This is a genomic window from Streptomyces sp. NPDC025784 (assembly GCF_055558435.1).
In genome coordinates, this window is record NZ_JBVHMN010000004.1 from 336,413 (window position 1) to 360,168 (window position 23,756).

The following is a 23,756-nucleotide window of genomic DNA, read 5'->3' on the forward strand; positions in this document are numbered from 1 at the left end:
ATGGCAAGGCAATGCCCGGCCGTTAGAAGCAGGCCGGGCGAGGTCCGTGCGGAAAAGCGCTGGCCGCCCCGCGGGCGCTGCGTCACCATGGCCGCATGCTGAGCACCCTTCTCGCCTTCCTCGGCGCCTGCACGCTGATCACGGCGTCCCCCGGACCCAGCACCGTGCTGATCATCAAGCAGTCGTTGCGCAGCCGGCGTTCCGGTTTCCTGACCGTCCTCGGCAACGAGACCGGGGTGTTCGTCTGGGGCGTCGTCGCCGCCTTCGGCCTCTCCGCGCTCCTCGCCGCCTCCGAGGTGGCGTACGACGTCATGCGCGTCGTCGGCGCCGTCGTCCTCGTCGGCTTCGGCATCCAGACGCTGCGACAGGCGCGCCGATCCGAGGACGCCCCGGACGGCGCCGGCTGGGAGGGCACGGAGCAGAGCGGCTGGGCCTCCTACCGGGGCGGACTGCTGCTCAACCTCGCCAACCCCAAGGCGGCCGTCTTCGCGATGTCCTTCCTGCCGCAGTTCGTGCCCGAAGGAGCCCCGCACCTGCCCGCCATGGTCGGCCTCGCCGCGCTCTGGGCGGTCTACGAGGTCGGCTACTACGGCCTGTACGTGTGGTTCGTCGGCCGGATGAAGGCCGTGCTGTCCAGGACCGGCGTGCGGCGGCGTCTGGAACAGGTCTCGGGCGGTGTCCTGCTCCTCCTGGGTGCGCGCCTCGCCCTGGAGAGCTGACACAGAGGCGCCGCAATCGGCTCGCGCGCGCTCCACCGGAGGGGCAGGATGCTGCCCGTAGCCCCCTGGGGGACTCCGGACGGTTGGAGGCAGGCATGACCGCCACACCCGCGCCCTTCGCGGCCGGTGACTACCAGGCCCGGATGCGGCGTGCGGCCGAGGCCGCCGCGGACGCCGGGCTCGACGGCGTGCTGGTCGCGCCGGGTCCCGACCTGGTGTGGCTGACCGGGTACCGGCCGGTGGAGACCGAGCGGCTCACCCTCCTCGTGCTGCGGCCCGGACAGGACCCGGTCCTGGTCGTGCCCACCCTGGAGGCGCCCGACGCCGCCAAGGCGCCCGGCGCGCCCGCCCTGACGCTCCGCGACTGGACCGACGGCAAGGACCCCTACGAGGCGACCGCGCCGCTCCTCGGCCACGAGGGCCGCTTCGGAGTCAGCGACAACGGCTGGGCCCTGCACCTGCTCGGACTCCAGCAGCGTCTGCCCGGCACCCGCTACCAGGCCCTCACCAAGGCCCTGCCGATGCTGCGCGCCGTCAAGGACGCCGCCGAACTGGAGCGGCTGGCCGCGGCGGGCGCCGCGGCGGACGAGGCCTTCGAGGAGATCCGCAAGGTCCGCTTCTCCGGCCGCCGGGAGACCGACGTGGCCGCCGACCTCGCCGATCTGCTGCGCCGGTTCGGGCACTCCCAGGTCGACTTCACCATCGTCGCCTCCGGTCCGAACGGAGCGAACCCGCATCACGAGGCCGACGACCGCGTCATCGAGCAGGGCGACATGGTCGTCCTCGACTTCGGCGGCCTCAAGCACGGCTACGGCTCCGACACCTCCCGAACCGTCCACGTCGGCGAGCCCGACGCCGAGGAGCGCACCGTGCACGACGTCGTGCGAGCGGCCCAGGAGGAGGGCTTCCGCGCGGTGCGGCCGGGGGCCGCCTGCCAGGACGTCGACCGCGCGGCCCGGGCGGTCATCACCGAGGCCGGATACGGCGACCGGTTCATCCACCGCACCGGACACGGCATCGGCGTCACCACCCACGAACCGCCGTACATGATCGAGGGCGAGGAGCAGCCCCTCGTCCCCGGCATGTGCTTCTCCGTGGAGCCCGGTGTCTACCTGCCGGGCCGTTTCGGAGTCCGCATCGAGGACATCGTCACGGTCACGGAGGACGGCGGGCGGCGCCTGAACACCACCTCCCGCGAGATGGTGATCGTCGACTGACCTGCACCCACCGACCGTGCGGCAGAAGCCCCGCCCACGCCCCCGAACGACAAGGGCGCGACCATGACCCAGGCACCGACACCGACCGAGGACACCGTCCGCAAACTGGTCCGTGCGCTGCTCGCCGACGGCACGGCGCAGGGAGCCGGTCCCGACGTGTGTCCGGTCGCCGAGGGCGGTGAACACTCCAGCTGGTGGGTGGGCCGGCGCCATGTGCTGCGGCTCGCCCGGGACCGTGACGCCGCCGCGCGCCAGCGCCGCGAACTGCGGCTGCGCGACCTGATCCGGCCGCACCTCGGCGTCCCGGTCCCGGTGAGCGTCGCCCACGGCGAATGGGCGAGCGGACTCGGCTGCACCCTGGACACCCGGCTCGCCGGCGGTTCGGGCGAGGTCCAGGACGTCTCGGCCGTCGGCGAGGCCGACCTGGCGGGCCTGCTCACGGGTCTGCGCGAAGTGCCCGTACGGCAGGCCGAGACGCTCGGCGTGCCCCGCGTCGCGCCGCGCTCCCTGGAGGCGCTGCGCCAGGCCGCCGCCGGTGCCGCCGAGCAGCTCGCCGCCGCCGAGGAGTTCGACCCGGCCCGGCTCGCCCAGCTCACCGCCCCGGGCGCCGCCCAACTCGCCGCACAGCCCGGAGCCGCGTTCCTCGTGCACCACGCCCTCAAGGGCGAACACCTCGTGGTCAGCGCCGACGGGCGGGTGCGCGGCGTCCTCGACTGGACCGACGCGGTGATCGGCGACCCGGCCGAGGACATCGGCGGGCTGGCGATCGCCGTCGGCGCGGGGGCGGCCGTCCGCGCCGCCACCCTGGCCGGGTACGGCGCCCGCCCCTGTCTGCGCGGCCTGTGGCTGTCGCGCTGCGACACGGTGATCCGTCTCGCCGACCGTCTGCGGGGCGGCGACGGCAGCCCCGTCCCGCTCCTGCGGACCCGACTGGGCCGCGCCTGGGAGGCGATCATGCTGGAACGGGTCACCGATCTGCGGGACGACCCCGACGAGTCGCCCTAGGGTCACGCCTGGGTCAGCACCACGCACGATTCGCCGGGCACGGTCAACACCCCGTCCGTGTCCGGCGCTTCCACCGGTTCCCACGCCGCCAGCACGCGCGCGTGGCGCAGGCCCAGCGGGATCGCCGCGGGCTCCTTGCCGAGATTCACCGCCACCCGGACGTCCCCGCGCCTGAGGGCGAGCCAGCGGGCCCGGGGGTCCTGGGCGACCCTGACCGCGGCGAGGTCGGGGTCCGAGAGGTCGTGCTGACGGCGGCGCAGCGCGATCAACTCCCGGTACCAGGCCAGCACGCGCGCGTGGACGGCCTTCTCGGGCTCCGACCAGTCGAGGCAGGAGCGGTCCCGCGTCGCCGGGTCCTGCGGATCCGGCACCTCCTCCTCGGCCCAGCCGTGCGCGGCGAACTCGCGGCGCCTGCCCCTGCGCACGGCCTCCGCCAGCTCCGGGTCGGTGTGGTCGGTGAAGAACTGCCAGGGCGTGCCCGCGGCCCACTCCTCGCCCATGAAGAGCATCGGGGTGAAGGGCGCGGTGAGCGTCAGCGCGGCCGCGCAGGCCAGCAGCCCGGGGGAGAGGGACGCCGACAGCCGGTCCCCCTGGGCGCGGTTGCCGATCTGGTCGTGGGTCTGGGAGTAGCCGAGCAGGCGGTGCGCCGAGACGCGGGTGCGGTCCAGCGGGCGGCCGTGGTGCCGTTCGCGGAAGCTGGAGTACGTGCCGTCGTGGAAGAAGCCGGAGGTCAGCGTCTTCGCGAGCGCCGCGAACGGGTCCCGTGCGAAGTCCGCGTAATAGCCCTGCGCCTCACCGGTCAGCGCGGTGTGCAGCGCGTGGTGGAAGTCGTCGTTCCACTGGGCGTGCAGTCCGAGACCGCCCTCCTCGCGGGAGGAGACGAGCCGCGGATCGTTGAGGTCCGATTCCCCGATCAGGAAGAGCGGCCGGCCGAGGTCGCCGGAGAGCGTGTCCACCGCCGTCGACAGCTCCTCCAGGAAGTGCAGCGCGCGCGTGTCCCGCAGCGCGTGCACCGCGTCCAGCCGCAGCCCGTCGAACCGGTAGTCGCGCAGCCAGGCGAGAGCGCTGCCGACGAGGAACGCGCGCACCTCGTCCGAGCCGGGCGCGTCCAGGTTCACCGCCGAGCCCCAGGGTGTGTGATGGGTGTCCGTGAAGTACGGCCCGAACGCGGGCAGGTAGTTGCCGGACGGCCCGAGATGGTTGTGCACGACGTCGAGGACCACGCCCAGTCCCAGCCCGTGCGCCGTGTCGACAAAGCGCTTGAGTGCCTCCGGGCCGCCGTACGGCTCGTGCACGGCCCACAGCGAGACCCCCTCGTACCCCCAGCCGTTGCGGCCGGGGAACGGGCACAGGGGCATCAACTCGACGTGTGTCACGCCCAGTTCCACCAGATGGTCCAGCCGCTCGGCGGCCGCGTCCAATGTGCCCCGCGGCGTGTACGTCCCCACGTGGAGCTCGTACAGCACCGCACCGGGCAGCGGGCGCCCCGCCCACGGCGCACGCCATGCGTACCGGTCGTGCTCGACCACCGCGCTCAGTCCGTCCGGGCCGTCGGGCTGGCGCCGCGAGCGGGGATCGGGCAGCACGGGGCCGTCGTCCACCGCGAAGCCGTAACGCGTCCCGTGCTGCGCGTCCGCCTCGCCCGTCCACCAGCCGGCCCGTTCCGGATCGCGCTCCATCGCGCGCGGGGCGTCCGCGCAATGCAGCGTCACCCGGTCGGCCTGCGGTGCCCACACCTCGAACCGCACAGACGGTTCCCCCTTGTCAGCTCACCGTGACGTAATCCGTCCATGGTGCTTCACCTGAGATCAATTCGCTTTCGAATCCACCCTTTTGCCGCGTGTCCGCCGCGCCTGTGTCACGCCCGGGCCGCCGAATCGTTCCGGTCGGCCGAGGTGCCCCTTTCCCCGTTTTCTGGACACCCCGCCCGCCCTGTCCGACAATCACCAGCGTGACGTCGTCTTTCGAGTTCCACACGTACCCCGCGCGGCTGTCCGACGCGGAGCGCGACCGGGCGCTGAAGGCGCTCCGCGACGGCGTCGCCCTCGGTCGCCTCTCCCACGACACCTTCATCCGCCGCATGGAGCTGGCGCTCGCCGCCCGCAGGCCCGACGAACTCGCCGTGCTCACCGCCGACCTGCCCACCGAGGGGCGCTGGGCGAAGCTCGTGTTCGGCACCGTGGAAGCGGTCTCCGGCTTCACCGTACGGGTGCGCAGGGCCTGGCAGGCCGAGCGGCTCCCCAAGCTCCAGCTGCCGCACCCCGGGAACCCGTACCCGCTGCGCATCGGCCGTGACCCCGCCAGCGGGTTGCGGCTCAACCACGAGACCGTGTCCCGGGTGCACGCCGAACTGAGCCGGCAGGGCGGGCTGTGGGTGCTGCGCGACCTCGGCTCGACCAACGGGACGACCGTCAACGGCCGACGCGTCGTCGGCTCCACCGTCGTCAAGGACGGCGATCAGGTCGCCTTCGGGCGGATGGCGTTCCGGCTCGCCTCGGACTGACCGGGTCCGCTTCGGAAGTAACCGATTTCCCCAACATCCCCGGTGTTCTGCGGTGTTGACGAACCCTTACCGCCGTGACTGACTGTGCGTACACCATGCACATCAGGTGAACCGACGGCACCACATGAGTGGAGGTGTGTCCTGCCGCCACTCCTTCGCTACCCGACCGTGGACGAGCTCGGCACCCGGGCGGCCGCGCTCGCCGCCCGCCGCCCCCGGGACGCCCGGCTGCGCCGCGTGGGCACCTCGCGGGCCGGCGCGCCGCTCTGGCTCCTGTCCGTCGGACACGGCAGCCGCCAGGCCCTCGTCGTCGCCGGACCGCACGCCAACGAACCCGTCGGCGGCGCGACCGTCCTGCGCCTCGCCGAACGAGTCCTCGCCGACCCCCGGTTGTGCGAGGGGGCGGACGCCACCTGGAACCTGCTGCTGTGCCTCGACCCCGACGGATCCCGCCGCAACGAGGCCTGGCTGTCCGGCCCGTACACCCTCGGCCGCTACTTCCGGCACTTCTTCCGACCCGGCTTCCTGGAACAGCCCGAATGGCTGCCGGACGGCGCGGACAGCGCCGTACTGCCGGAGACCCGGACCCTCCTCGACCTCCAGGACGAACTGCGGCCCTTCCTCCAGTGCTCCCTGCACGGCGTCGACGTGGGCGGCGCCTTCGTCGAGCTCACCCACGATCTGCCCGGCATCGCCCAGCGCGTCGCGCACACCGCCGCGCGCCTCGGCATCCCGCGGGAACTCGGCCCGTACGACACCCTGTACTGGCCCGCCCTCGGGCCCGCCGTCTACCGCATCCCACCGCCGCGCCGGGGCGACCTGGCCGCCGCCATCACGGAGGCCGCGGTCGAGTCGACCTGGTTCCACCCGCACCCGTACGGCACGGTGACCGCCGTCGTCGAGGCCCCCATGTGGGGCGTCGCCGCCGTGGAGGACGCCGGCCGGCCCGCCGACGCCGAGGCGGCGCTGCGCTCCGTCAGCCGCAAACTGCGTGACGACACGCGGCTCCTGGAAGGCATCCTCGCGCGCGTCAGACCGGGCCTCGGCACCTCCCCGGACACGGCCTGCCTGCTCGCGCCCGTCGACGACTATTTACTGGTCGGACCCGGACTCGCCGACTCCTGGGATCCCGACCTGGACCAGCCCGCCGCGCGCCCGCTGCCACCGCTCGACACCGCACGCCTGACGGCCCTGCGCCTCGCGGGCCGGCGTGTCGCGCTGCGGACGGCGGGGCTGCTGCACCAGCTCGTGACCGCGTCCGGCCACGACCCCGCCGGGGCGCTGCCGGAACTCGACCGGCTCATCGACGCGTGGTGCGCCGACTACCGCGACGGCTGCGGAGCGCGCTGGATCCCGGTCGCCCGCCAGGTCGAGTACCAGGCGCGTGTCGTGCTCTCCGCGTTCCACCTCGCCACACGGCGGGCCCCCGCGCCCTCCCGTTCGAGTGACTCCGGGTGGGGTTCGCCCACCGCCGTGCCGATGCACCTGGAATGACGACAAGCATGCGAGCGGTCCGGGCCCTGACGCTGGCCGGGGCCGCGTTCCTGGCCATGGGCACCGTCCCGGCCGACGCGGCGCCCCGGACGTCCCGGGCCGGCGACTGGCTCCACCTCACCGTCACCCACGGGGACGTGGCCACCGGCGGCACCCGCGGCGCCCTGCTGCTCTGCGACCCGCCGGGAGGACGCCCGCACGCGGTCCGGGCCTGCCAGGAACTCGACGCCGCCCACGGCGACGTCTCCCGCATCCCGCCCGCCTCCGGCGCCGTGTGCTCGCTGATCTACGCCCCGGTGACCGCCTCGGCGCAAGGCGTGTGGGACGGCCGCCGGATCGACTACACGCACACCTTCTCCAACACCTGTGTGATGGAGGCCGAGACCGGAGCGGTGTTCGCCCTGACGGACTGAGCCGGACGACAGCACCGCGCGTACGCCTCGGCACCGACGCGCCGGGCCGGACGGACGACCCCGCGCGGGCGCCCGCCGTCGCCCGCCCCGGTCGGCCGGGAATCCGACGGGCGGTGACGCGCGCGGACGCCGCGGCCGGTGTCAGGCCGCCCCGTCGCGCGCGTGCCGGGCCGCCGCGACCACCGTGCGGGCCTGGTGCTCGACCTGGTTCTCCAGCGGAACCCAGCGGGCACGGAAGCGGTCGGCGAAGGCGTCGCTCCAGGAGGCGACCAGACGTTCGAGGTGCGGCGCCGCACGGTCGTCGGCCTCATGGAGCACCCGCAGCAGCATCGAGGCGGCCCGCAGCGGGAGCCGGCGGCCGAACGCGTCGACACTGCCGACGTACGCCATCGTCGTGTCCGGGGGCGGTGTGCGGGCCCAGTCGTCGGCAAGGCCCGGCACCAGCCCCAGCGCCCACTTCGCGGCGCGCAGGAGCGGCCCGTCGGGCCCCGGCAACCGCGGCAGCGCCTCCGCGAGCACCACCTCCACCTGGAGCGCGTCGCGCAGCAGACGGCGCGCCAGCCGGCGCATCACCGCCACCGGCGCCGGGTGCGGGGCCGGATCGTCCACCAGGTCACTGGCCCACATCGGCACCTCCACGACGGCGGTGAGCCCGCCGTACCGGTGGGCGTGGTACCAGGTGCTGTGCCGCGCGTCGTCCGGCATGCTCGGATACGCCGTGTCCGAGCCCGGCGCCGGCATCACATGCACCCCGGGCCCCGAGGCGGGCCAGCCCGCGGCGTCCGACGCGGCCGTCTCCACCGGGATGCGCAGCTCCGCCGCCGACTTGGCGAACGGTTCGGCGAGTCCGGGGATGTCCTTCGTCAGCTGTACCCAGCTGCCGCCCAGATCGGTCCCGTGCAACGTCACCTGGAGGTAGGGCCGCAGCTCGTCGATGACCCGGGTCAGCGCGCGGGTCTCCGGCGGCAGCCGGTCGGGAGGCAGCACGGACGGAGACCACTCCGGCTGCTCGGGACCCGCCGGGCGGAAGAAGCCCCGGTGGTAGTCGAACAGGGTGCGCGGCGCGGGCGTGACATGGAGGTTCGCGCCGTCCGGGTCCGCGCACAGCAGGAAGTGCCAGGAGGTGCCCGCCCGCAGCTCCCGCTCCTGGAGGGCTCGTTCGGCCAGGGCCAGCAGGGTCGAACCACCCGTCGGCTCGTTCGCGTGGGCCCCCGCCACGACGAGGACCGCGCGCCGGGCGTGCCCCACGGAGAGCAGGTGCAGCGGTCTTCCCGCGCGTGAGGAACCCACTTGCCTGAGGGTGCACAGGCCGGGGCGATGAGCGGCCAATGCCCGTGCGGAGGAAACGATTTCGGTCACACTGGGGTAGCGCAACTCCGGCAGGAGACTCACCCCCGACTTGTCCGCCCTGCGTCGCTTTTGGCAGTAGTCCACGGTCTGGATGAACTGTCAAGGATCGGACCGGGCGGCTCCAGGGGGCGCCAGGTGGCACGTACCGACGGCAGGGGGAGCGCCAGGCCGGTCACCGCTGGTGCAGACCGCGCCCCGCGAGCGTCAGGAACGTCTCCCCGACCGCCTCGGAGAGCGTCGGGTGTGCGTGGATGTGCCGCGCCACGTCCGAGGGTTCGGCGTCCCAGCCCACGATCAGCTGGCTCTCCGCGATCATCTCGGACACGTTCGGGCCCACCAGATGGACGCCGAGCACCCGTCCGCCGCCCGCCTCGGCCACCACCTTCACCATGCCGCCCCGGCCGTGCACCATGCCCTTCGCGACGGCGGTGAGCGGCATCGTGCCGACGTCGACCCGGTGCCCACGCGCGCGTGCCTCCGCCTCGCTCAGCCCCACCGCCGCCGTCTGCGGCGACGAGTAGGTGACCCGCGGCACGGCCGCGTAGTCGACCGGCGCGGACTCCACGCCGGCCAGCGTCTCGGCCACCAGCAGCCCCTCCGCGAACGAGGCGTGCGCGAGTCCGGGCGACGGCGGCGGCAGCAGATCCCCGACCACGTGGATGCCCGGCACAGCGGTCTCCAGCCGGTCCCAGTCGGCGGGTTCGAGGAAACCCCGCCCGTCCGCCGTGAGGCCTGCCGCGGCCAGGTCCAGTCCCTCGGTCACCGGAACCCGTCCCACGGCCACCAGGAGCCGTTCGGCCGCGACCGTGCGGGTCCCGCCCCGCTCGGTGCGCACCCGGGCCCGTACGCCGTCGTCCACGACCTCCGCGTCGAGCAGCCGCGCCCCCGTCAGCACATCGATGCCGCGCTTCTTCAGGCCGCGCGTCAAGTGCCGGCTCACGTCGGCGTCCTCCAGCGGGACGAGTCGTTCGGCGGCCTCGACGACCGTCACCTCGGCGCCCATGGAACGGTGGAACGAGGCGTACTCGACACCGATGGCACCGCCTCCGAGGACCAGGACGGACCGGGGGAGGCCGGGGGCGAACAGGGCGTCGTCGCTCGTCACCACGCGCCGCCCGTCCGCCACGAGCCCGGGGAGCATGCGCGGGCGTGATCCGGTCGCGAGGACGATGCCACGGCGCGCGGTGAAGGTGCCCACGCCCTCGACCTGTACGGCACGGACGCCGGTCAGCCGGGCGCTGCCCCGCACCACCCGCACGCCCGCGTGGGCGAGGTGGCCCTCCACGCCACGGTGGTTGCGCTGCACGATGTCGTCGCGGGTGGCGACCAGCGCGGCCCAGTCGACCTCGTCCAGCGTGGCCTTCACGCCCCAGCGCTCGCGCGCCTCGGCGATGCCGTCGACGAGTTCGGCGGCGTGCAGCATCGCCTTGCTGGGGATGCAGCCGCGGTGCAGGCAGGTGCCGCCGACCTTGTCGCGCTCGGCGAGCACGACGTCGAGGCCGAGGGCGGCGGCGCGCAGCGCGGTGCTGTACCCGCCGGTGCCGCCGCCGATGACGACGACGTCGGCTGCGCCGTGGGAGGCGCCGGACGCGCTGGAGGTGCCGGACGCGCTGGAGGTGCCGGAAGTCCTGGAGGCGACGGATGCGCCGGAGATGCCGGATGCGCTGGAGGTGTCCATGTCCTCAGCCTCCGTCCGCTCCTTGTCATGAGTCCAAGGCAATGTTTGTGTGGAACTCATGCAGAACACTTATGGGTCCTCCGCCGGACGGAGGTGCCCGGGATGAGCCTGCGTCAGATGGAGTACTTCCTGACCGTCGTCGAAGAGGCGTCGTTCACCCGCGCCGCCGAGACCCTCCACGTCACCCAGCCCGCGCTGTCCCACCAGATCAAGGCCCTGGAGAAGACCGTCGGCGGGCCCCTCCTGGAGCGCATGCCGCGCGGTGTGCGGCTGACGCCCATGGGCCGGGCCTTCCGGCCGCACGCCGAACTCGCCGTCCGCAGCGCGGCCCAGGCCCGCAGGGCCGCTCGCGCCGCCGCCGGCGCGGAGGGCGGCGAACTGCACATCGCCGCCGTGCACTCGGTGGCCGTGGGCGTCCTGCCCGACGTCTTCGCGCGCTGGCGGGCGGCCCACCCCGGCGTCCTGCTGCACCTTCACGAGTACGCCACCTCGCAGGCGCTTCAGGAGCAGGTCGAGCGGGGCGTCGCCGACCTCGCCGTCGGGCCCGCGCCCGTCGACTGGCCCGGCAGCGTCCTGCCGGTCGGCGAGGAGGAGGCCGTCCTCGTGGTGCCCTTCGACGACCGGCTGGCGGGCCGCACGACGGTGACACCGGCGGAGCTGTCCGACCGTCCCTGGATCCGCTGCGCGATGGAGCCCGTGGTCGACGGGGAGCGCTTCCTCGACCGGGTGTGCGGGCAGGCGGGATTCCGGCCGCGTACGGCCGTGTTCACCGAGCACACGTCGACGGCGGTACGGATGGCCGCGGCGGGGGTCGGCGTCGCCGTCGCGCCCTCGCACATCGTGCGCGGCGCCGTCGGCGAGGACTGCGTGGTGCTCTCCGCCGACCCGCCGTGGAAGCGTCCCCTGACCGTCTTCACGCGCGCGGCGCCGACGGGCGCCGCGGAGGCCTTCGTGAACCTCCTGCGCGCGTCCTGGCCGCAGGCTCCGGAGCCCCGCCGCGAGACGGCCGATTCACCCGTCCGGGCGCACGGGGACTGCGGTCCGGAGGCGGCGGTGGTCGGCTGATACCAACCGCGCGCGGGTCCGGCGCGCAGACCCGAGGCGGGAGGCCCCGGTGCTGTGTTCTCACGGCCTTCCCGGCGAAGGCGCGCCCGTGCCCCTGCACGCGGGACCACGGTCCGTACGGCCGGCCGCGTGCCGCGACAGCGCGGCCACGGCACCGGTCCCGCCCGGCGAACGCCCGTCCGACGAGGGCCTGCCGGAGGACGGGGAACGGCCCGGGCACGGCGGATCACCCGACCCGGCGGCCCTGACGGGCGCGACCGCGTCGTCGTCGCCCGGCTCCGCGGCGCCTCCTGGCTCCGCGGTGTCGCCCGGCCGATCCGCTGCCACCCTGCCAGCACCGTTCGGCCCGTCCGTGTCGCCCGGGCCGGCGGGAGTTTCCGGCCCGTCGGTGCCGACCGGACCGTCGGCATCCTCCGGCCGTTCGGCCGGTCCACCGGTCCCCGGGGGCACGTCGGCGTCGCCCGGCTCGTCCACGCATTCCGACCCGGTGGTACGGCCCGCCCCTTCGGCTCCCTCCGGTCCACCGGCCGGTCCACCGGCGCCTGGCGTCCCGTCGGCTTCCTCCGGTCCGGTGGTGTCGCAGGGGTCGGGGACGCCTTCCGGCCCGGTGGCGTCGCCAGGTCCGGTGACGCCTTCCACCCCGGCGGTGTCCTCCGGTCCGGTGGTGACGCCCGCCCCGTCGGCGTCTCCCGGCCCGTCGGCGTCTCCCGGCCCGGTGGCGTCGCCAGGTCCGGTGACGCCTTCCACCCCGGCGGTGTCCTCCGGTCCGGTGGTGACGCCCGCCCCGTCGGCGTCTCCCGCCCCGTCGGCGTCTTCCGGCCCGGTGGCGTCGCCAGGTCCGGTGACGCCTTCCGCCCCGGCCGCGTCCTCCGGTCCGGTGGTCGCGTCGACCGCCCCGGTGGTGCCCTCCGGACAGCCGGCGAGGGACCCCGTCGCGCCCGGGCGGGGCGGCGGGGGACCGGGCCGAGCGCCGAGTCTGCTCGACCTCGGGACCGAGCACGATCCCCACGCGTTCTACCGCACCCTGCGGACCCGCTTCCCGCTCGTGCACGACGAGCCGTCCGGCGCGTGGCTGATCAGCAGGTACGCCGACGTGCGCGCCGCGCTCGCGGACCCGCGACTGGCCGTGCCGCCGTCCGGACGCACCCTGGTCCATCGGGAGGGCGGCACGCACAGCGCGCACCGCGCCCTCGTCTCACCGGTCTTCCGCGGTGCCGCGCTGGCCGCGCTGACGGCCGGCGTCGAACGCACGGCCTACCTCCTGGCCCGGCGCCTCGCCGCCCGCGAGGAGGCCGACCTCGTCGCCGAGTTCTGCCACTGGCTGCCCACCGCGGCCGTCGTCGGCGCGCTCGGGCTGCCGTACGAGGACACCGCGCGCGTGCACGCCTGGTGCCGTTCGGGCCTGGACCACCTCGGCGGTCACCACCCCGAACTCGAAGCGTTCCTGCGCCCGTACATCGCGCGCCGCCGTGCCCACCCCGGCGCCGATCTGCTGTCCGCCCTGTGCACGGTCAGGACCGACGGGCGCCGGCTGTCGGACGAGGCCGTGGCGGGCCTGGCCGGCACCCTGCTCGGCGCGGGCGGCGAGACCACCGCGCGGGCACTCGGCTCGTTCCTCGCCAACCTCCTCGACCACCCGGGCCAGCTGGCCGTGATCCGGACCCGCCCGACGCTGACCCAGGGCGCCTGGGCCGAGTCGCTGCGCCGGGACCCGCCGCTGCACATCGTCGAGCGGCGGGCCGTCGTACCGGTCGGCGTGATCCCCGAGGGCGCCACCGTGGCCTGCCTGCTGGGCTCCGCGGGCCGCGACCCGGCTCGGTTCGCCGACCCGGACCGCTACGACGCCTTCCGCGCCGATCCGGGGGACCTCGCGTACGGCTCCGGAAGGCACTTCTGTCCTGGCCCCCTGCTGGCCGCGCTCACGGCGGAACACGGTCTGCACGCCCTGCTGAGCGTGGCTCCGGGCCTGCGCTGGGTGGCCGGTTTCCGTCCCGTCCCGGAGGGGCCCGTCAGCCCCTCGCCCCGGGCCCTGCGGGTGCTGCTTCACTGAGGTGCGCCGAGCCGTTCGAGGAGGGCGGCGGGCGAGTGCTCGAACAGGTCCGCCACGCGCGCGTGGCCGGTGAACTCCCGCCCCGGGGACAGCACGTCGGCCCACCGCCCCTCCGGGAGAGCCAGCAGGGTGTCGCCCCAGCCCCCGGAGTCGGCCAGCCTCAGCGAGAGCCGGGTGACGGCCGTGACCACTTCGCCGGAGCGCACGAACGCCACGCAGTGCGCGGCCCCGGAACCCTCCGCCGGCAGCCGCTCGTACGTCGCCGACTCGCCGAAGGCGGTGGGTCGCCGTGCGCGCAGCCCCAGCGCGGCCCGGGTCAGTTCCGTCTTCTCGGACGGGCTCTTCGGCGGCGCGAACGGCTGCCGGTTGTCGGGGTCCACCAGAGCCAGGTACTCGTCCTCGGTGCCCTGGTAGAGATCGGGCACCCCCGGCATCGTCAGATGGACCAGAGCGGCGCCCAGGACGTTGGCCCGCACATGGGGGGCCAGGGACGCACGGAAGGCGGCCACGCGCCGCCCCGGGGCTCCGCACGGCCCCTCCGCGACGAACGCCGCGACCCTGTCCTCGTAGGCGGGGTTCCGCTCGGTCCAGGCGGTGTGCAGCCCGGCCTCGCGGACGTGCTTGAGCAGCGCGTCGCGCAGCCGTGCCTCGGCGTCGGGGCCCAGCCCGAGCACGGTCTGCCACGCGGCCCACGCCAGCTGCGGGTCGGGTACGCCCGTGCCGTCACGGGTCACCTCCGCGAGCAGCCCGGCCCACCGGTCCGGGCACTCGCTGAGCACGGCGAGGGCCGCGCGCACGTCGGCGCTGCGCTTGGTGTCATGCGTCGACAGGACCGTGCCGGTCGCGGGCCAGTCGCGCTGCACGCGCGCGCAGTAGGCGTGGAAGGTGTCCGGTGACAGGGCCGGGCTGCCCGGACTGCCGCCCACCTCGTTGGCCGACAGGAGGGGCACGTAGCGGTAGAACGCGGTGTCCTCGACGGACTTGGCGCGCAGCGCCGACGCGGTCTGCGCGAAGCGGACGCGGAACTCCCGGTGCACGGGCCCGTCCCCGGCCCGCCCGAGCACCAGGTCGCGCACGACGTCGACGGCGTGTGCCTCGTCGGGCACCGTGAACGCGGCCCGCGCCTCGTCGGCGGCCTCCTCGGTCACCACCAGGGAGGCGTCCGTGGACGAGTAGGGACGGTACACGTCGAGGCGTACGAGGAGCTCGCGCAGCGCGGTTCCCAGGGCCCAGGGCGCGTGGTCGCGCAGCGCCGGATCGGGGGACGCGGCGCACAGACCGCTCACCACCCGGGTGAGGCGGTCGACCTCGGTGGCCAGTTCGTGCGTGACCACCTTGTACGCGGCCCGGCGCACCGTCGCCTCCCAGTGGCCGCCGCGGTCGGGCTGCGGTGCCGTGAACCTGCGGTACTGGCCGAGGAGTTCGCCCGCGCCGGCCGGGTCGGTGAAGAGGCCGTCCACGTGGCGCAGCGCGTCGTAGCCGGTGGTGCCCGCCACGGGCCACGCGGCCGGGAGCGGCTCGCCGTCCGCGAGGATCTTCTCGACCACCGTCCAGCGGCCCCCGGACGCCTCGTGCAGCCGGCGCAGATAGGCGTCCGGGTCGGCCAGGCCGTCCGGGTGGTCGACCCGCAGGCCGTGGACGACGCCCTCGTGGAGCAGCTCCAGGATCTTCGCGTGGGTGGCGTCGAAGACCTCCGGATCCTCCACGCGTACGCCGATGAGTTCCGAAATGCTGAAGAAACGGCGGTAGTTGAGCTCGGTGCGAGCCTGCCGCCACCAGGCGGGGCGGTACCACTGGGCGTCGAGGAGCTGGAGCAGGGGCAGTTCTTCGGTGCCGGCGCGCAGCGGAAAGGCGTGGTCGTAGTAGCGCAGGACGTCGCCGTCGACCTTCAGGTGGTCGATCTCGGCGCCGAGCCTGCGGGCCAGCACCGGCAGCAGCAACCGGCCGCCCGCCTCCCAGTCGATGTCGAACCAGCGCGCGTACGGCGACTCGGGGCCCGCGCGCAGCACGTCCCACAGGGCGCGGTTGTGGCGCGGGGCCATGGCCATGTGGTTCGGCACGATGTCCACGACGAGGCCCAGGCCGTGCTCCCGCGCGGTGCTGGAGAGCGCGCGCAGCCCCTCCTCGCCGCCCAGTTCGGCCCGCACGCGTGAGTGGTCCACCACGTCGTACCCGTGCGTCGAGCCGGGAACGGCCTCCAGGACGGGCGACAGGTGCAGATGCGAGACGCCGAGCGAGGCCAGATAGGGCACGGCCGCCTCGGCGCCGGCGAACGGGAACTCCGGCTGCAGCTGGAGCCGGTACGTGGCCGTCGGCACGGCCGGGATCACCGGGCCGGGAGCCGTCGGGTCCGAAATCTCCGGGTCGGGGCGCTCAGGTGTCATGCGAACCTACGTACCCTTCTTGTCGCCTTTCGTGTCATCGGCGCGCGCATCCGGACGCCGGGCGCCCGCACCCGGGCCCTTCACGCGCGTGCGCTCCGGGAACGGTGCGCACGCGCGCGTGCCGGGCGTCGCGGGCCCGGGCCGATCCGAACGAAGCCCCCTAGGCGGGCCGCTGGAGCACCGTCATGCTCCGGTCGACCAGCGACAGCCGGTCACCGGCCGCCACCTTGGTGCCCGTGCCGGGAGCCACCCCCTCGGGCACGGCGGTGTCGACGACCACCTGCCACTGCCGTCCGTGGTCGAGCGGCACCACGAACTCCAGCGGTCGCGGCGAGGCGTTGAACATCAGCAGGAAGGAGTCGTCGGAGATGCGCTCCCCGCGCGGGCCGGGCTCGGAGATCGCGTTGCCGTTGAGGAACACCGACAGGGCCTGGGCCTGGGCGGAGTCCCAGTCGCGCTGTGTCATCTCCTTGCCCTCCGGAGTGAACCAGGCGATGTCGGAGAGCTCGTCGTGCGTGCCCTGGACGGGCCGGCCGTGGAAGAACCGGCGCCGCCGGAAGACGGGGTGGTCCCGCCGCAGCCACACCATCGCCCGGGTGAAGTCCAGCAGCTCGCTGCCGTCCTCCGGCCACTGCACCCAGGACAGTTCGTTGTCCTGGCAGTAGGCGTTGTTGTTGCCGTCCTGGGTGCGGGCGAACTCGTCGCCGTGACTGAGCATGGGCACGCCCTGGGAGAGCATGAGCGTGGCGATGAAGTTGCGGATCTGACGTCCTCGGAGGGCCAGCACGTCCTCGTCGTCGGTGTCGCCCTCGGCTCCGCAGTTCCAGGACCGGTTGTGGCTCTCGCCGTCGCGGTTGTCCTCCCCGTTGGCCTGGTTGCGCTTGTTGTCGTACGAGACCAGGTCGTGCATCGTGAAGCCGTCGTGGCAGGTCACGAAGTTGATGGAGGCGAGCGGACGGCGTCCGTCGTCCTGGTAGAGGTCCGAGGAGCCCGTCAGGCGGGACGCGAACTCCGCCAGGGTGCGTGGCTCCCCGCGCCACAGGTCCCGTACGGTGTCGCGGTACTTGCCGTTCCACTCGGTCCACAGGGGCGGGAAGTTGCCCACCTGATAGCCGCCCTCGCCGACGTCCCACGGCTCGGCGATCAGCTTCACCTGGGAGACCACGGGGTCCTGCTGGACCAGGTCGAAGAACGACGACAGCCGGTCCACCTCGTGGAACTGGCGGGCCAGCGTGGCCGCCAGGTCGAAGCGGAACCCGTCGACGTGCATGTCCGTGACCCAGTAGCGCAGCGAGTCCATGATCAGCTGGAGCACGTGCGGGGAGCGCATGAGGAGCGAGTTGCCGGTCCCCGTGGTGTCCATGTAGTAGCGGGGGTCGTCCGTCAGGCGGTAGTAGGACGCGTTGTCCAGGCCCCGGAAGGACAGCGTCGGGCCCAGGTGGTTGCCCTCGGCCGTGTGGTTGTAGACCACGTCGAGGATGACCTCGATCCCGGCCTCGTGCAGGGCCCGGACCGCCGACTTGAACTCCAGGACCTGCTGGCCCCGGTCGCCCCAGGAGGCGTACGCGTTGTGCGGGGCGAAGAAGCCGATCGTGTTGTAGCCCCAGTAGTTGTTGAGGCCCATCTCCACCAGCCGGTGGTCGTTCACGAACTGGTGAACGGGCATCAGTTCCAGTGCCGTGACGCCGAGTTCGGTCAGGTGTTCGATGATGGCGGGGTGGGCCAGCGCCGCATAGGTCCCGCGCAGTTCGTCGGGCAGCTCCGGGTGCTGCATGGTCAGACCCTTCACATGGGCCTCGTAGATCACCGTGTGGTGGTACTCGGTGCGTGGCCGCCGGTCGTCGCCCCAGTCGAAGTAGGGATTGACCACGACCGAGGACATCGTGTGGGGCGCGGAGTCCAGGTCGTTGCGCTTGTCGGGCGAGCCGAAGGGGTAGCCGTACACCTCCTCGCCCCACTTGATCGAACCGCTGATGGCGCGCGCGTACGGATCGAGGAGCAGCTTCGCCGAGTTGGTCCGCCGACCCCGCTCGGGCGCGTACCGCCCGTGCACCCGGAAGCCGTACCGCTGGCCGGGCATGATTCCCGGCAGGTACGCGTGCCGGACGAAGGCGTCGGTCTCGCGCAGCTCCACCGCTGTCTCCGAGCCGTCGTCGTGCAGCAGACACAGCTCGATCCGGTCGGCGGCCTCCGAGAAGACCGCGAAGTTGGTGCCGGCGCCGTCGTACGTGGCGCCGAGTGGATATGCCTCTCCAGGCCAGACCTGCATGGATATGACTCTTCCAGTAGTGCCGAGCCCCTGGGGGCGAGTCCGGGCCGAGTCTCCCTGAAAGTGATGGAACCTCCTGTGACTTACGTCCCTCTTACCCACTGACCAGGCATACGGCGTATGCCGAACCAGTGGGGCTCGAACGACTCCTGATGACATGGGGGGAGTAGGGGGAAATGTGCGCAAGATAGTGCACCGCCATCTGGGCAAGGTGGTGGCGGGTGCGGCCATCGCGGTGGCGGGGACGGCCGTGATGGTCGGAATCACCCTTCCGGGCTCGGCAGGGGCCGAGGAATCGGGAGGCGCCAAGGGAAGCGGCGGGACCTCGCGGCAGGCGGCTCAGCAGGGACAGGGAGCGGTGCAGCCGGGCGTGGTCGAGCAGGCCCCGGACGAGGGCGAGAAGGGCAAGGGCCGCGACCCGCTGACCGACGACGAGACCGAGCGGGTGACGCGGATCGCGCTCAGCCGCCAGATGCTCACCGCCGGGGAGAACGTCGAGGGCAAGCGCGGCCCGCAGCGGCTCAGCGTGAACCTCGCCGAGCCCGAGGCGGACGAACTGGACGACCCGAACGCGCCCCGGCGCGCCGACGTCTCGTTCTACGACTACAAGAACGACACGCTCGTCACCCGGACCGTCAACCTCGACACGGGGAAGGTCGAGAAGACGGGCTCCCAGCACGACGTCCAGCCGCCGATCAGCCGCGACGAGATGACCGAGGCCGCCGAACTGCTGATCGCCGACCCGCTCGGCGCGGGTCTGAAGGCCGACTTCAAGGACGCCACCGGCAAGGAACTGACCTCGCCCGGCCAGCTGGTGCTGAACAGCATGGTCTACCGCGCGACGCCCGGCGCCCAGCCGGCCGCCCTGGGCGCCTGCGGCGAGCACCGGTGCGTGCGGCTCTTCCCGAAGGTCAAGAACGGGCCCTGGATCGACAGCCGTGACCTGGTGATCGACCTGAGCGCCCGCAAGGTCGGCAAGCTCGGCTGACCGCGGCCTTCTCCGACTTCCCACACTTACTGCTTTCCGCAAGGAGTCACTTCTTCATGCGCGTCAACAGAAACAGCCGTGCTCGCAGCCGGACGGCGGTGGGCCTGACGGCACTGGCCCTGGCCGCCGGCGCGACGACGGCGGCGGGTCCGGCCGTGGCCCAGCCCGGGAGGGCCGCCGCGGCGGCCGCCGACTGCAGCGCGGCCTACCGGATCGAACAGAAGCTCTCCACCGGCACCACATGGCGGATGTGCTGGCACTACGAGAGCGAGGCCGGGCTCGTCCTGGAGAACATCTCGTACCAGCCGCCCGGCGAGGCCCAGCCGATCAAGGTCCTCAGCACGGCGAAGCTCGCCCAGATCGACGTCCCCTACGACGACGGCTCGGTCGAGTACAGCGACCTCACCGGTGCCGGGTTCGGGCAGGGCCTGGTCGACATGGCGCCCGCGGAGTGCCCCGGCGGCACCATCAAGACGGTCAAGGTCCCCGATGCCTGGGACCCGCAGCACGCCGACGTCAAGGGCCTGTGCACCACGACCCGCTCGCGCGGCCACGCCTACCGCATGCAGGCCGACACGGGGAACAAGGTCTTCCAGAAGCAGGGCAAGGATCTGCTGGTCTACACGGTCAACAAGGTCGGCTGGTACGAGTACATCACCGAGTGGCGCTTCCAGGACGACGGCACCCTCAACATGAACGTCGGCGCCACCGGCAGCCTCTCGCCCGGTGACTACGACGCGGGCGACGGCCGTGGCTGGCCGCTGGGCAAGAACGCCAAGGACTACGCCACCAGTCACAGCCACAACGTCTTCTGGCGGCTGAACTTCGGCCTCGACGGCTCCTCCAAGACCAAGGTCGAGCAGTACGACTCCGCGGTCAGCCCGCCCGCGCAGGGCGCCGAGGCCCCGAGCAAGAAGACCACGCTCACGAAGGTCACCAAGGAACTCGCGGGCGACGCGAAGAACTCGCGCTGGTGGCGCATCGTCAGCAACAGCGGCAAGAACAAGGACAACCACGCGCGTTCGTACGAGCTCGTGCCGGGCCCGACCACCAAGTACCTCGGGCGTAACTTCACCAAGCACGACGTCTACTTCACCGAGTACAACAAGTGCGAGCAGTTCGCCAGCGACAACCTGCGCAACTGCGGTGCCGGGCACGGCAAGTCCGTCGACAAGTGGGTGGACGGGCAGACCCTCACCCACCCCGTCGTCTGGGTCAACGTGGGATTCCACCACATCGCGCGCGACGAGGACCAGCAGCCCATGCCGGTCCACTGGCAGGGCTTCTCCATAGCGCCGCGCGACGTCACCGCTATGAATCCGCTCACTCCGCCGGAGCTCGCGGACCAGAACGGCCATGTGGAACAAGGTCGTTGAGAAACGACCTGCGCATCGGGCTGCACCGCCCACCGCTCCCGGAGTACCCTTCCTTGATCGTTGACTAGGGGAGAGCTCGGGGGAGCGGAAGGCGGTGCGCGGGTGGGCTCGGGAGGGCTGGAGTTGCCTCCTGGTGACGAGGGTCACGAGGGAAACTCCACAGATGTCCCACCCGGCGCGGTGTCCCTGGCACGGCCGATGGAGATGGGATCCATCGGTCCGGAACTGGACTGGGGGGCCGACGCCTGGCGCGAGGTGCGGACGCGTGCCCAGCGGGCCGGACGCGCCTACATCTGGCTGAACCTCGTGGAACAGCGGCTGCGTGCGGTCGTGGCCGCTGTTCTGCGTCCCATCTACGAACCGGTCCACGGGGACGACTGGGTCGTCGCCGCCGCCGGTCCCGCGGGGCAGGAGTGGGTGCAGCGCGCGGTCGCCGTACGCGAAGTCAGCCGCCGCAAGGGGTACTTGCTCGACCCGGCCGACGACAATGTGCTCAGTTTCCTGACGCTGCCGCAACTGCGCGAGCTGATGGTGCAGCACTGGCCGTGCTTCGAGCCCTACTTCGACGAGCGCCGGGACGTCGAACTCGCCCTGGACGAGCTGGAAGTGACCCGCAACGTCGTCTCCCGCAACCGCGCCCTGTCGGAGGCGGTCCTCAACCAGGCCGAGCGGGCCGCGGCCAGGCTTCTGGAGATACTCGGCGCCGGCAGTGACGTGCCCTCCGCGCGCCGGCTCCCCGTCGACGCCGTGGAGGACCTGGTCGGCGACCGGTACGCGGACGTGGTCGGGGTGCACCCGGACCGGGTGCGGCTGCTGCGCCAGTTTCCCGCCGAGGACCTCTTCGGCGGCGCCCGGCGTCTCGACGCCATCGGCATCGGCCTCAACCTGCTGGTGCAGAACTTCTCCGGCCGGCGCCTGGTGCGGCTGGCCGAGTCCGGCTGCCGGGTGCGGCTGCTGTTCCTCAACCCCGCGTCCAGCGCGGTCAAGCGCCGCGAGCGCGAACTGGGCATCAAGCGAGGCGAGTTGAGCCGCAGCGTGGAGATGAACATCCTGCACATGCGCCGGGTGCGCTCCAAACTGCGCGATCCGGGCGCCTTCGAGATCCAGGTCTTCGACGAGACGCCCCGCTTCACCGCCTATCTGGTGGACGGCGACGGCTCGGACGGCGTCGCCGTCGTCCAGTCGTATCTGCGCCGCACCCGGGGCATGGAGGCGCCGGTCCTCGTCCTGCGTGGCGGGGGACGGGTGGTCAAACCGGGCGACACCGGCGAGGAAGGACTCTTCCCGACCTATCGCGAGGAGTTCGAGGTGGCTTGGGCGGATTCGCGTCCTGTGTCCTGAGGGCGGGTGTCCGGACGCGTGGAGCCCGCCGGCCCGGGTAAGCGGAAGGCCGTCCTCGGATTGTCAGTGGCTCATGGGATCGTGGAGACCACTGGGGGAAAGCACCACGAAGAAGGGGGGCCGCCCATGGGCTGGCACCGGGAGCTGCTGATCGGCTTCGACCTGGAGACGACCGGGACCGATCCGCGCGAGGCGCGCATCGTCACGGGCGCGGTGATCGAGGTCAGGGGCGGAGAGCCGCTGGGCCGCCGCGAGTGGCTGGCCGATCCGGGCGTGGAGATCCCGGTCGACGCGGTGGCGGTGCACGGGATCACCAATGAGCGGGCGGCCGCCGAGGGCCGGCCCGCCGACGAGGTGGCCGCCGCGATGGCGGACGTGCTCGTCTCGTACTGGAAGACGGGCGTCCCCGTCGTCGCGTACAACGCCGCCTTCGACCTGACCCTGCTCTCCGCCGAGCTGCGGCGGTACGGGCTGCCGTCGCTGCGCGAGCGGCTCGGCGGCGTCGACCCCGCCCCGGTCATCGACCCGTACACGATCGACCGCTCCGTCGACCGCTACCGCCGCGGCAAGCGCAACCTCGAAGCCGTCTGCACGGAGTACGGCGTGCCGCTCGACTCCGCCCACGACGCCTCGGCCGACGCGCTCGCCGCGGCGCGGCTCGCCTGCGCGATAGCCGGCCGGCACCCGAAGGTCGCTGGCCTCGGCCCGGCGGAGCTGCACCGCCGCCAGATCGAGTGGTACGCCGAGTGGGCGGCCGACTTCCAGAGTTTCCTGCGCCGCAAGGGCGAGGCGGACGCGGTGGTGGACGGCACCTGGCCACTGCGCGACCTCGCGGACGAGCGCGTCTGAGGACGGCCGGGCGGCTCGTCCCGGGTCGCGCACCGCGCCGTGTCCGCCGTCGCGCCCCGTGGACCACGCGCACCGAGGCGTTCCGTCAGAAGGGGTACCAGCGCACGGTCTCGTCCCCGTCGCGCAGCGACGCCACCCGCCGCTCGAACTCGGCCAGGGCCTTGGGATTGGCCGGCGCGTGCTGGGCGACCCAGGCGCAGCTCGCGGTCTCCCGCGCTCCGCGGAGCACCGAGCACCCCTCCCACTCCCGGACGTCCCAGCCGTACGTCCGGGTGAACGACTCGTACGCCTCGGCCGGCAGCCCGTAGCGGTCCCGGGACAGCGCCATCACCACCAGGTCGTGCTCGCGCAGATCGGCGGAGAAGGTCTCCAGGTCGACGAGGACGGGGCCGTCGGGGCCGACATGGACGTTGCGGGGCAGCGCGTCGCCGTGGATCGGGCCCGGCGGCAGATGCGGGGTGAGTGCCGCCGCGGCATCCGCGAAGCCGTCGCGCCGCGCCCGCAGGTACGCCGCGTCCGCGGGGTCGACGGCGTCACCCGCGAGCCGCAGCCAGCGCTCCACACCGCCCAGCAGTTCGCGCGGCGGGAGGACGAAGGAGGGCGAGGGCAGGGCGTGCACCACCCGTAGCAGTTCGGCCAAATCCCGCGGCTCCGCGGGGCGTACGGGGTCCGGCAGCCGGTGCCACACGGTCACCGGATGACCGTCGGCGAGCAGGGCCTTCGGCTCGGCGGCGCGCACCGCGGGGACGCCCGCCTCGGCCAGCCAGCCGGCGATGTCCAGTTCGCGCCGGGCGCGGTCGAGGAGTTCGGCGTCGCGCCCGACCTTGACGACCAGGTCACCGGCGGCGAACACCGCGTTCTCGCCCAGGGCGAGGAGCGTCGCGTCCCGCGCCGGGCCCGGCAGCACCCCCGCCCCGGCCAGTACGTCACGCGCCCGTGCCTCGTCCATCCGTCGCCTCCGTCCTTGTGCGGTACTCGTGCAGGTCCCGCGCAGTCCTCGCGTATGGCGTCGTGTTCACGCCATCCGTCGGCCAGTGTCGCATTCGCACAGGTCG

Annotated in this window: 18 protein-coding genes; 12 read left to right on the forward strand and 6 right to left on the reverse strand. The window is 73.2% G+C overall.

Annotation, left to right across the window (positions count from 1 at the left end):
- The first annotated feature begins 95 nt into the window (after window positions 1-95).
- The 3 genes from ACZ4IF_RS13160 (at window position 96) to ACZ4IF_RS13170 (ending at window position 2,941) form a co-directional block, all read left to right on the forward strand.
- Complete coding sequence (locus tag ACZ4IF_RS13160) at window positions 96-719, forward strand: LysE family translocator (RefSeq protein ID WP_467562200.1); 624 nt, start codon at window positions 96-98, stop codon at window positions 717-719.
- A 95-nt stretch (window positions 720-814) separates the two neighbouring features.
- Window positions 815-1,936 carry an aminopeptidase P family protein gene (locus tag ACZ4IF_RS13165; protein WP_467562202.1) on the forward strand — a complete coding sequence of 374 codons (1,122 nt, stop codon included), beginning with the start codon at window positions 815-817 and terminating at the stop codon, window positions 1,934-1,936.
- A gap of 63 nt (window positions 1,937-1,999) precedes the next feature.
- The gene (locus ACZ4IF_RS13170; RefSeq protein WP_467562204.1) at window positions 2,000-2,941 is read left to right on the forward strand and encodes an aminoglycoside phosphotransferase family protein; all 942 of its coding nucleotides are present in this window, start codon (window positions 2,000-2,002) and stop codon (window positions 2,939-2,941) included.
- A 2-nt stretch (window positions 2,942-2,943) separates the two neighbouring features.
- Here the strand turns inward: ACZ4IF_RS13170 and treZ are convergent, their stop codons facing one another.
- Window positions 2,944-4,689 (reverse strand): malto-oligosyltrehalose trehalohydrolase, encoded by a 1,746-nt coding sequence (gene treZ, locus ACZ4IF_RS13175; protein ID WP_467562206.1) that lies wholly within the window; start codon window positions 4,687-4,689, stop codon window positions 2,944-2,946.
- Between the two features lie 203 nt (window positions 4,690-4,892).
- Between treZ and ACZ4IF_RS13180 the strand changes: the two genes are divergently transcribed.
- From ACZ4IF_RS13180 to ACZ4IF_RS13190, 3 genes are all read left to right on the forward strand, one after another.
- Window positions 4,893-5,444, forward strand: coding sequence for a DUF1707 and FHA domain-containing protein (locus tag ACZ4IF_RS13180; RefSeq protein ID WP_359495965.1), 552 nt, complete (start codon window positions 4,893-4,895; stop codon window positions 5,442-5,444).
- Between the two features lie 168 nt (window positions 5,445-5,612).
- On the forward strand, window positions 5,613-6,938 hold the full coding sequence (locus tag ACZ4IF_RS13185) for a M14 family zinc carboxypeptidase (RefSeq protein WP_467562209.1): 1,326 nt from the start codon (window positions 5,613-5,615) through the stop codon (window positions 6,936-6,938).
- Entirely contained in the window at window positions 6,935-7,351 is a 417-nt protein-coding gene (locus ACZ4IF_RS13190) for an SSI family serine proteinase inhibitor (RefSeq protein WP_467562211.1), read from the forward strand. The genes ACZ4IF_RS13185 and ACZ4IF_RS13190 overlap by 4 nt, the downstream gene beginning before the upstream one ends.
- Window positions 7,352-7,492: 141 nt before the next feature.
- Here the strand turns inward: ACZ4IF_RS13190 and ACZ4IF_RS13195 are convergent, their stop codons facing one another.
- Window positions 7,493-8,743 (reverse strand): M14 family zinc carboxypeptidase, encoded by a 1,251-nt coding sequence (locus ACZ4IF_RS13195; protein WP_467562350.1) that lies wholly within the window; start codon window positions 8,741-8,743, stop codon window positions 7,493-7,495.
- Window positions 8,744-8,873: 130 nt separating this feature from the next.
- Window positions 8,874-10,379, reverse strand: a complete 1,506-nt coding sequence (gene lpdA / locus ACZ4IF_RS13200; RefSeq protein ID WP_467562213.1) for a dihydrolipoyl dehydrogenase — start codon at window positions 10,377-10,379, stop codon at window positions 8,874-8,876.
- Window positions 10,380-10,481: 102 nt separating this feature from the next.
- On the opposite strand from lpdA, the gene ACZ4IF_RS13205 reads away from it, so the two are divergent.
- Window positions 10,482-11,444, forward strand: coding sequence for a LysR family transcriptional regulator (locus ACZ4IF_RS13205; protein ID WP_467562215.1), 963 nt, complete (start codon window positions 10,482-10,484; stop codon window positions 11,442-11,444).
- 841 nt (window positions 11,445-12,285) lie between these two features.
- Window positions 12,286-13,494 carry a cytochrome P450 gene (locus ACZ4IF_RS13210; protein WP_467562217.1) on the forward strand — a complete coding sequence of 403 codons (1,209 nt, stop codon included), beginning with the start codon at window positions 12,286-12,288 and terminating at the stop codon, window positions 13,492-13,494.
- Here ACZ4IF_RS13210 and treY read toward each other — a convergent pair.
- On the reverse strand, window positions 13,488-15,878 hold the full coding sequence (gene treY / locus ACZ4IF_RS13215) for a malto-oligosyltrehalose synthase (RefSeq protein ID WP_467562219.1): 2,391 nt from the start codon (window positions 15,876-15,878) through the stop codon (window positions 13,488-13,490). The two genes, ACZ4IF_RS13210 and treY, sit on opposite strands and share 7 nt — an antisense overlap.
- Before the next feature lie 160 nt (window positions 15,879-16,038).
- Window positions 16,039-18,147 carry a glycogen debranching protein GlgX gene (gene glgX, locus ACZ4IF_RS13220; RefSeq protein WP_467562221.1) on the reverse strand — a complete coding sequence of 703 codons (2,109 nt, stop codon included), beginning with the start codon at window positions 18,145-18,147 and terminating at the stop codon, window positions 16,039-16,041.
- Between the two features lie 178 nt (window positions 18,148-18,325).
- On the opposite strand from glgX, the gene ACZ4IF_RS13225 reads away from it, so the two are divergent.
- The 4 genes from ACZ4IF_RS13225 (at window position 18,326) to ACZ4IF_RS13240 (ending at window position 22,701) form a co-directional block, all read left to right on the forward strand.
- Window positions 18,326-19,135: a Tat pathway signal sequence domain protein gene (locus ACZ4IF_RS13225; RefSeq protein ID WP_467562223.1), complete on the forward strand. Its 810-nt coding sequence runs from the start codon at window positions 18,326-18,328 to the stop codon at window positions 19,133-19,135.
- 56 nt (window positions 19,136-19,191) lie between these two features.
- Window positions 19,192-20,511, forward strand: coding sequence for a copper amine oxidase (locus tag ACZ4IF_RS13230; RefSeq protein ID WP_467562225.1), 1,320 nt, complete (start codon window positions 19,192-19,194; stop codon window positions 20,509-20,511).
- A 102-nt stretch (window positions 20,512-20,613) separates the two neighbouring features.
- Window positions 20,614-21,852, forward strand: coding sequence for an SAV2148 family HEPN domain-containing protein (locus ACZ4IF_RS13235; RefSeq protein WP_345648748.1), 1,239 nt, complete (start codon window positions 20,614-20,616; stop codon window positions 21,850-21,852).
- A 126-nt stretch (window positions 21,853-21,978) separates the two neighbouring features.
- Window positions 21,979-22,701: a 3'-5' exonuclease gene (locus ACZ4IF_RS13240; protein ID WP_359495988.1), complete on the forward strand. Its 723-nt coding sequence runs from the start codon at window positions 21,979-21,981 to the stop codon at window positions 22,699-22,701.
- An 85-nt stretch (window positions 22,702-22,786) separates the two neighbouring features.
- Here ACZ4IF_RS13240 and ACZ4IF_RS13245 read toward each other — a convergent pair whose 3' ends face one another.
- Window positions 22,787-23,650 carry a phosphotransferase enzyme family protein gene (locus ACZ4IF_RS13245; RefSeq protein ID WP_467562227.1) on the reverse strand — a complete coding sequence of 288 codons (864 nt, stop codon included), beginning with the start codon at window positions 23,648-23,650 and terminating at the stop codon, window positions 22,787-22,789.
- Between the last annotated feature and the right edge of the window lie 106 nt (window positions 23,651-23,756).

Coding starts and splice junctions, on each gene's coding strand:
- ACZ4IF_RS13160 (WP_467562200.1), top strand. CDS start 96: ATGCTGAGCACCCTTCTCGCCTTCCTCGGCGCCTGCACGCTGATCACG.
- ACZ4IF_RS13165 (WP_467562202.1), top strand. CDS start 815: ATGACCGCCACACCCGCGCCCTTCGCGGCCGGTGACTACCAGGCCCGG.
- ACZ4IF_RS13170 (WP_467562204.1), top strand. CDS start 2,000: ATGACCCAGGCACCGACACCGACCGAGGACACCGTCCGCAAACTGGTC.
- ACZ4IF_RS13190 (WP_467562211.1), top strand. CDS start 6,935: ATGACGACAAGCATGCGAGCGGTCCGGGCCCTGACGCTGGCCGGGGCC.
- lpdA (WP_467562213.1), bottom strand. CDS start 10,379: ATGGACACCTCCAGCGCATCCGGCATCTCCGGCGCATCCGTCGCCTCC.
- ACZ4IF_RS13205 (WP_467562215.1), top strand. CDS start 10,482: ATGAGCCTGCGTCAGATGGAGTACTTCCTGACCGTCGTCGAAGAGGCG.
- treY (WP_467562219.1), bottom strand. CDS start 15,878: ATGACACCTGAGCGCCCCGACCCGGAGATTTCGGACCCGACGGCTCCC.
- glgX (WP_467562221.1), bottom strand. CDS start 18,147: ATGCAGGTCTGGCCTGGAGAGGCATATCCACTCGGCGCCACGTACGAC.
- ACZ4IF_RS13230 (WP_467562225.1), top strand. CDS start 19,192: ATGCGCGTCAACAGAAACAGCCGTGCTCGCAGCCGGACGGCGGTGGGC.
- ACZ4IF_RS13240 (WP_359495988.1), top strand. CDS start 21,979: ATGGGCTGGCACCGGGAGCTGCTGATCGGCTTCGACCTGGAGACGACC.
- ACZ4IF_RS13245 (WP_467562227.1), bottom strand. CDS start 23,650: ATGGACGAGGCACGGGCGCGTGACGTACTGGCCGGGGCGGGGGTGCTG.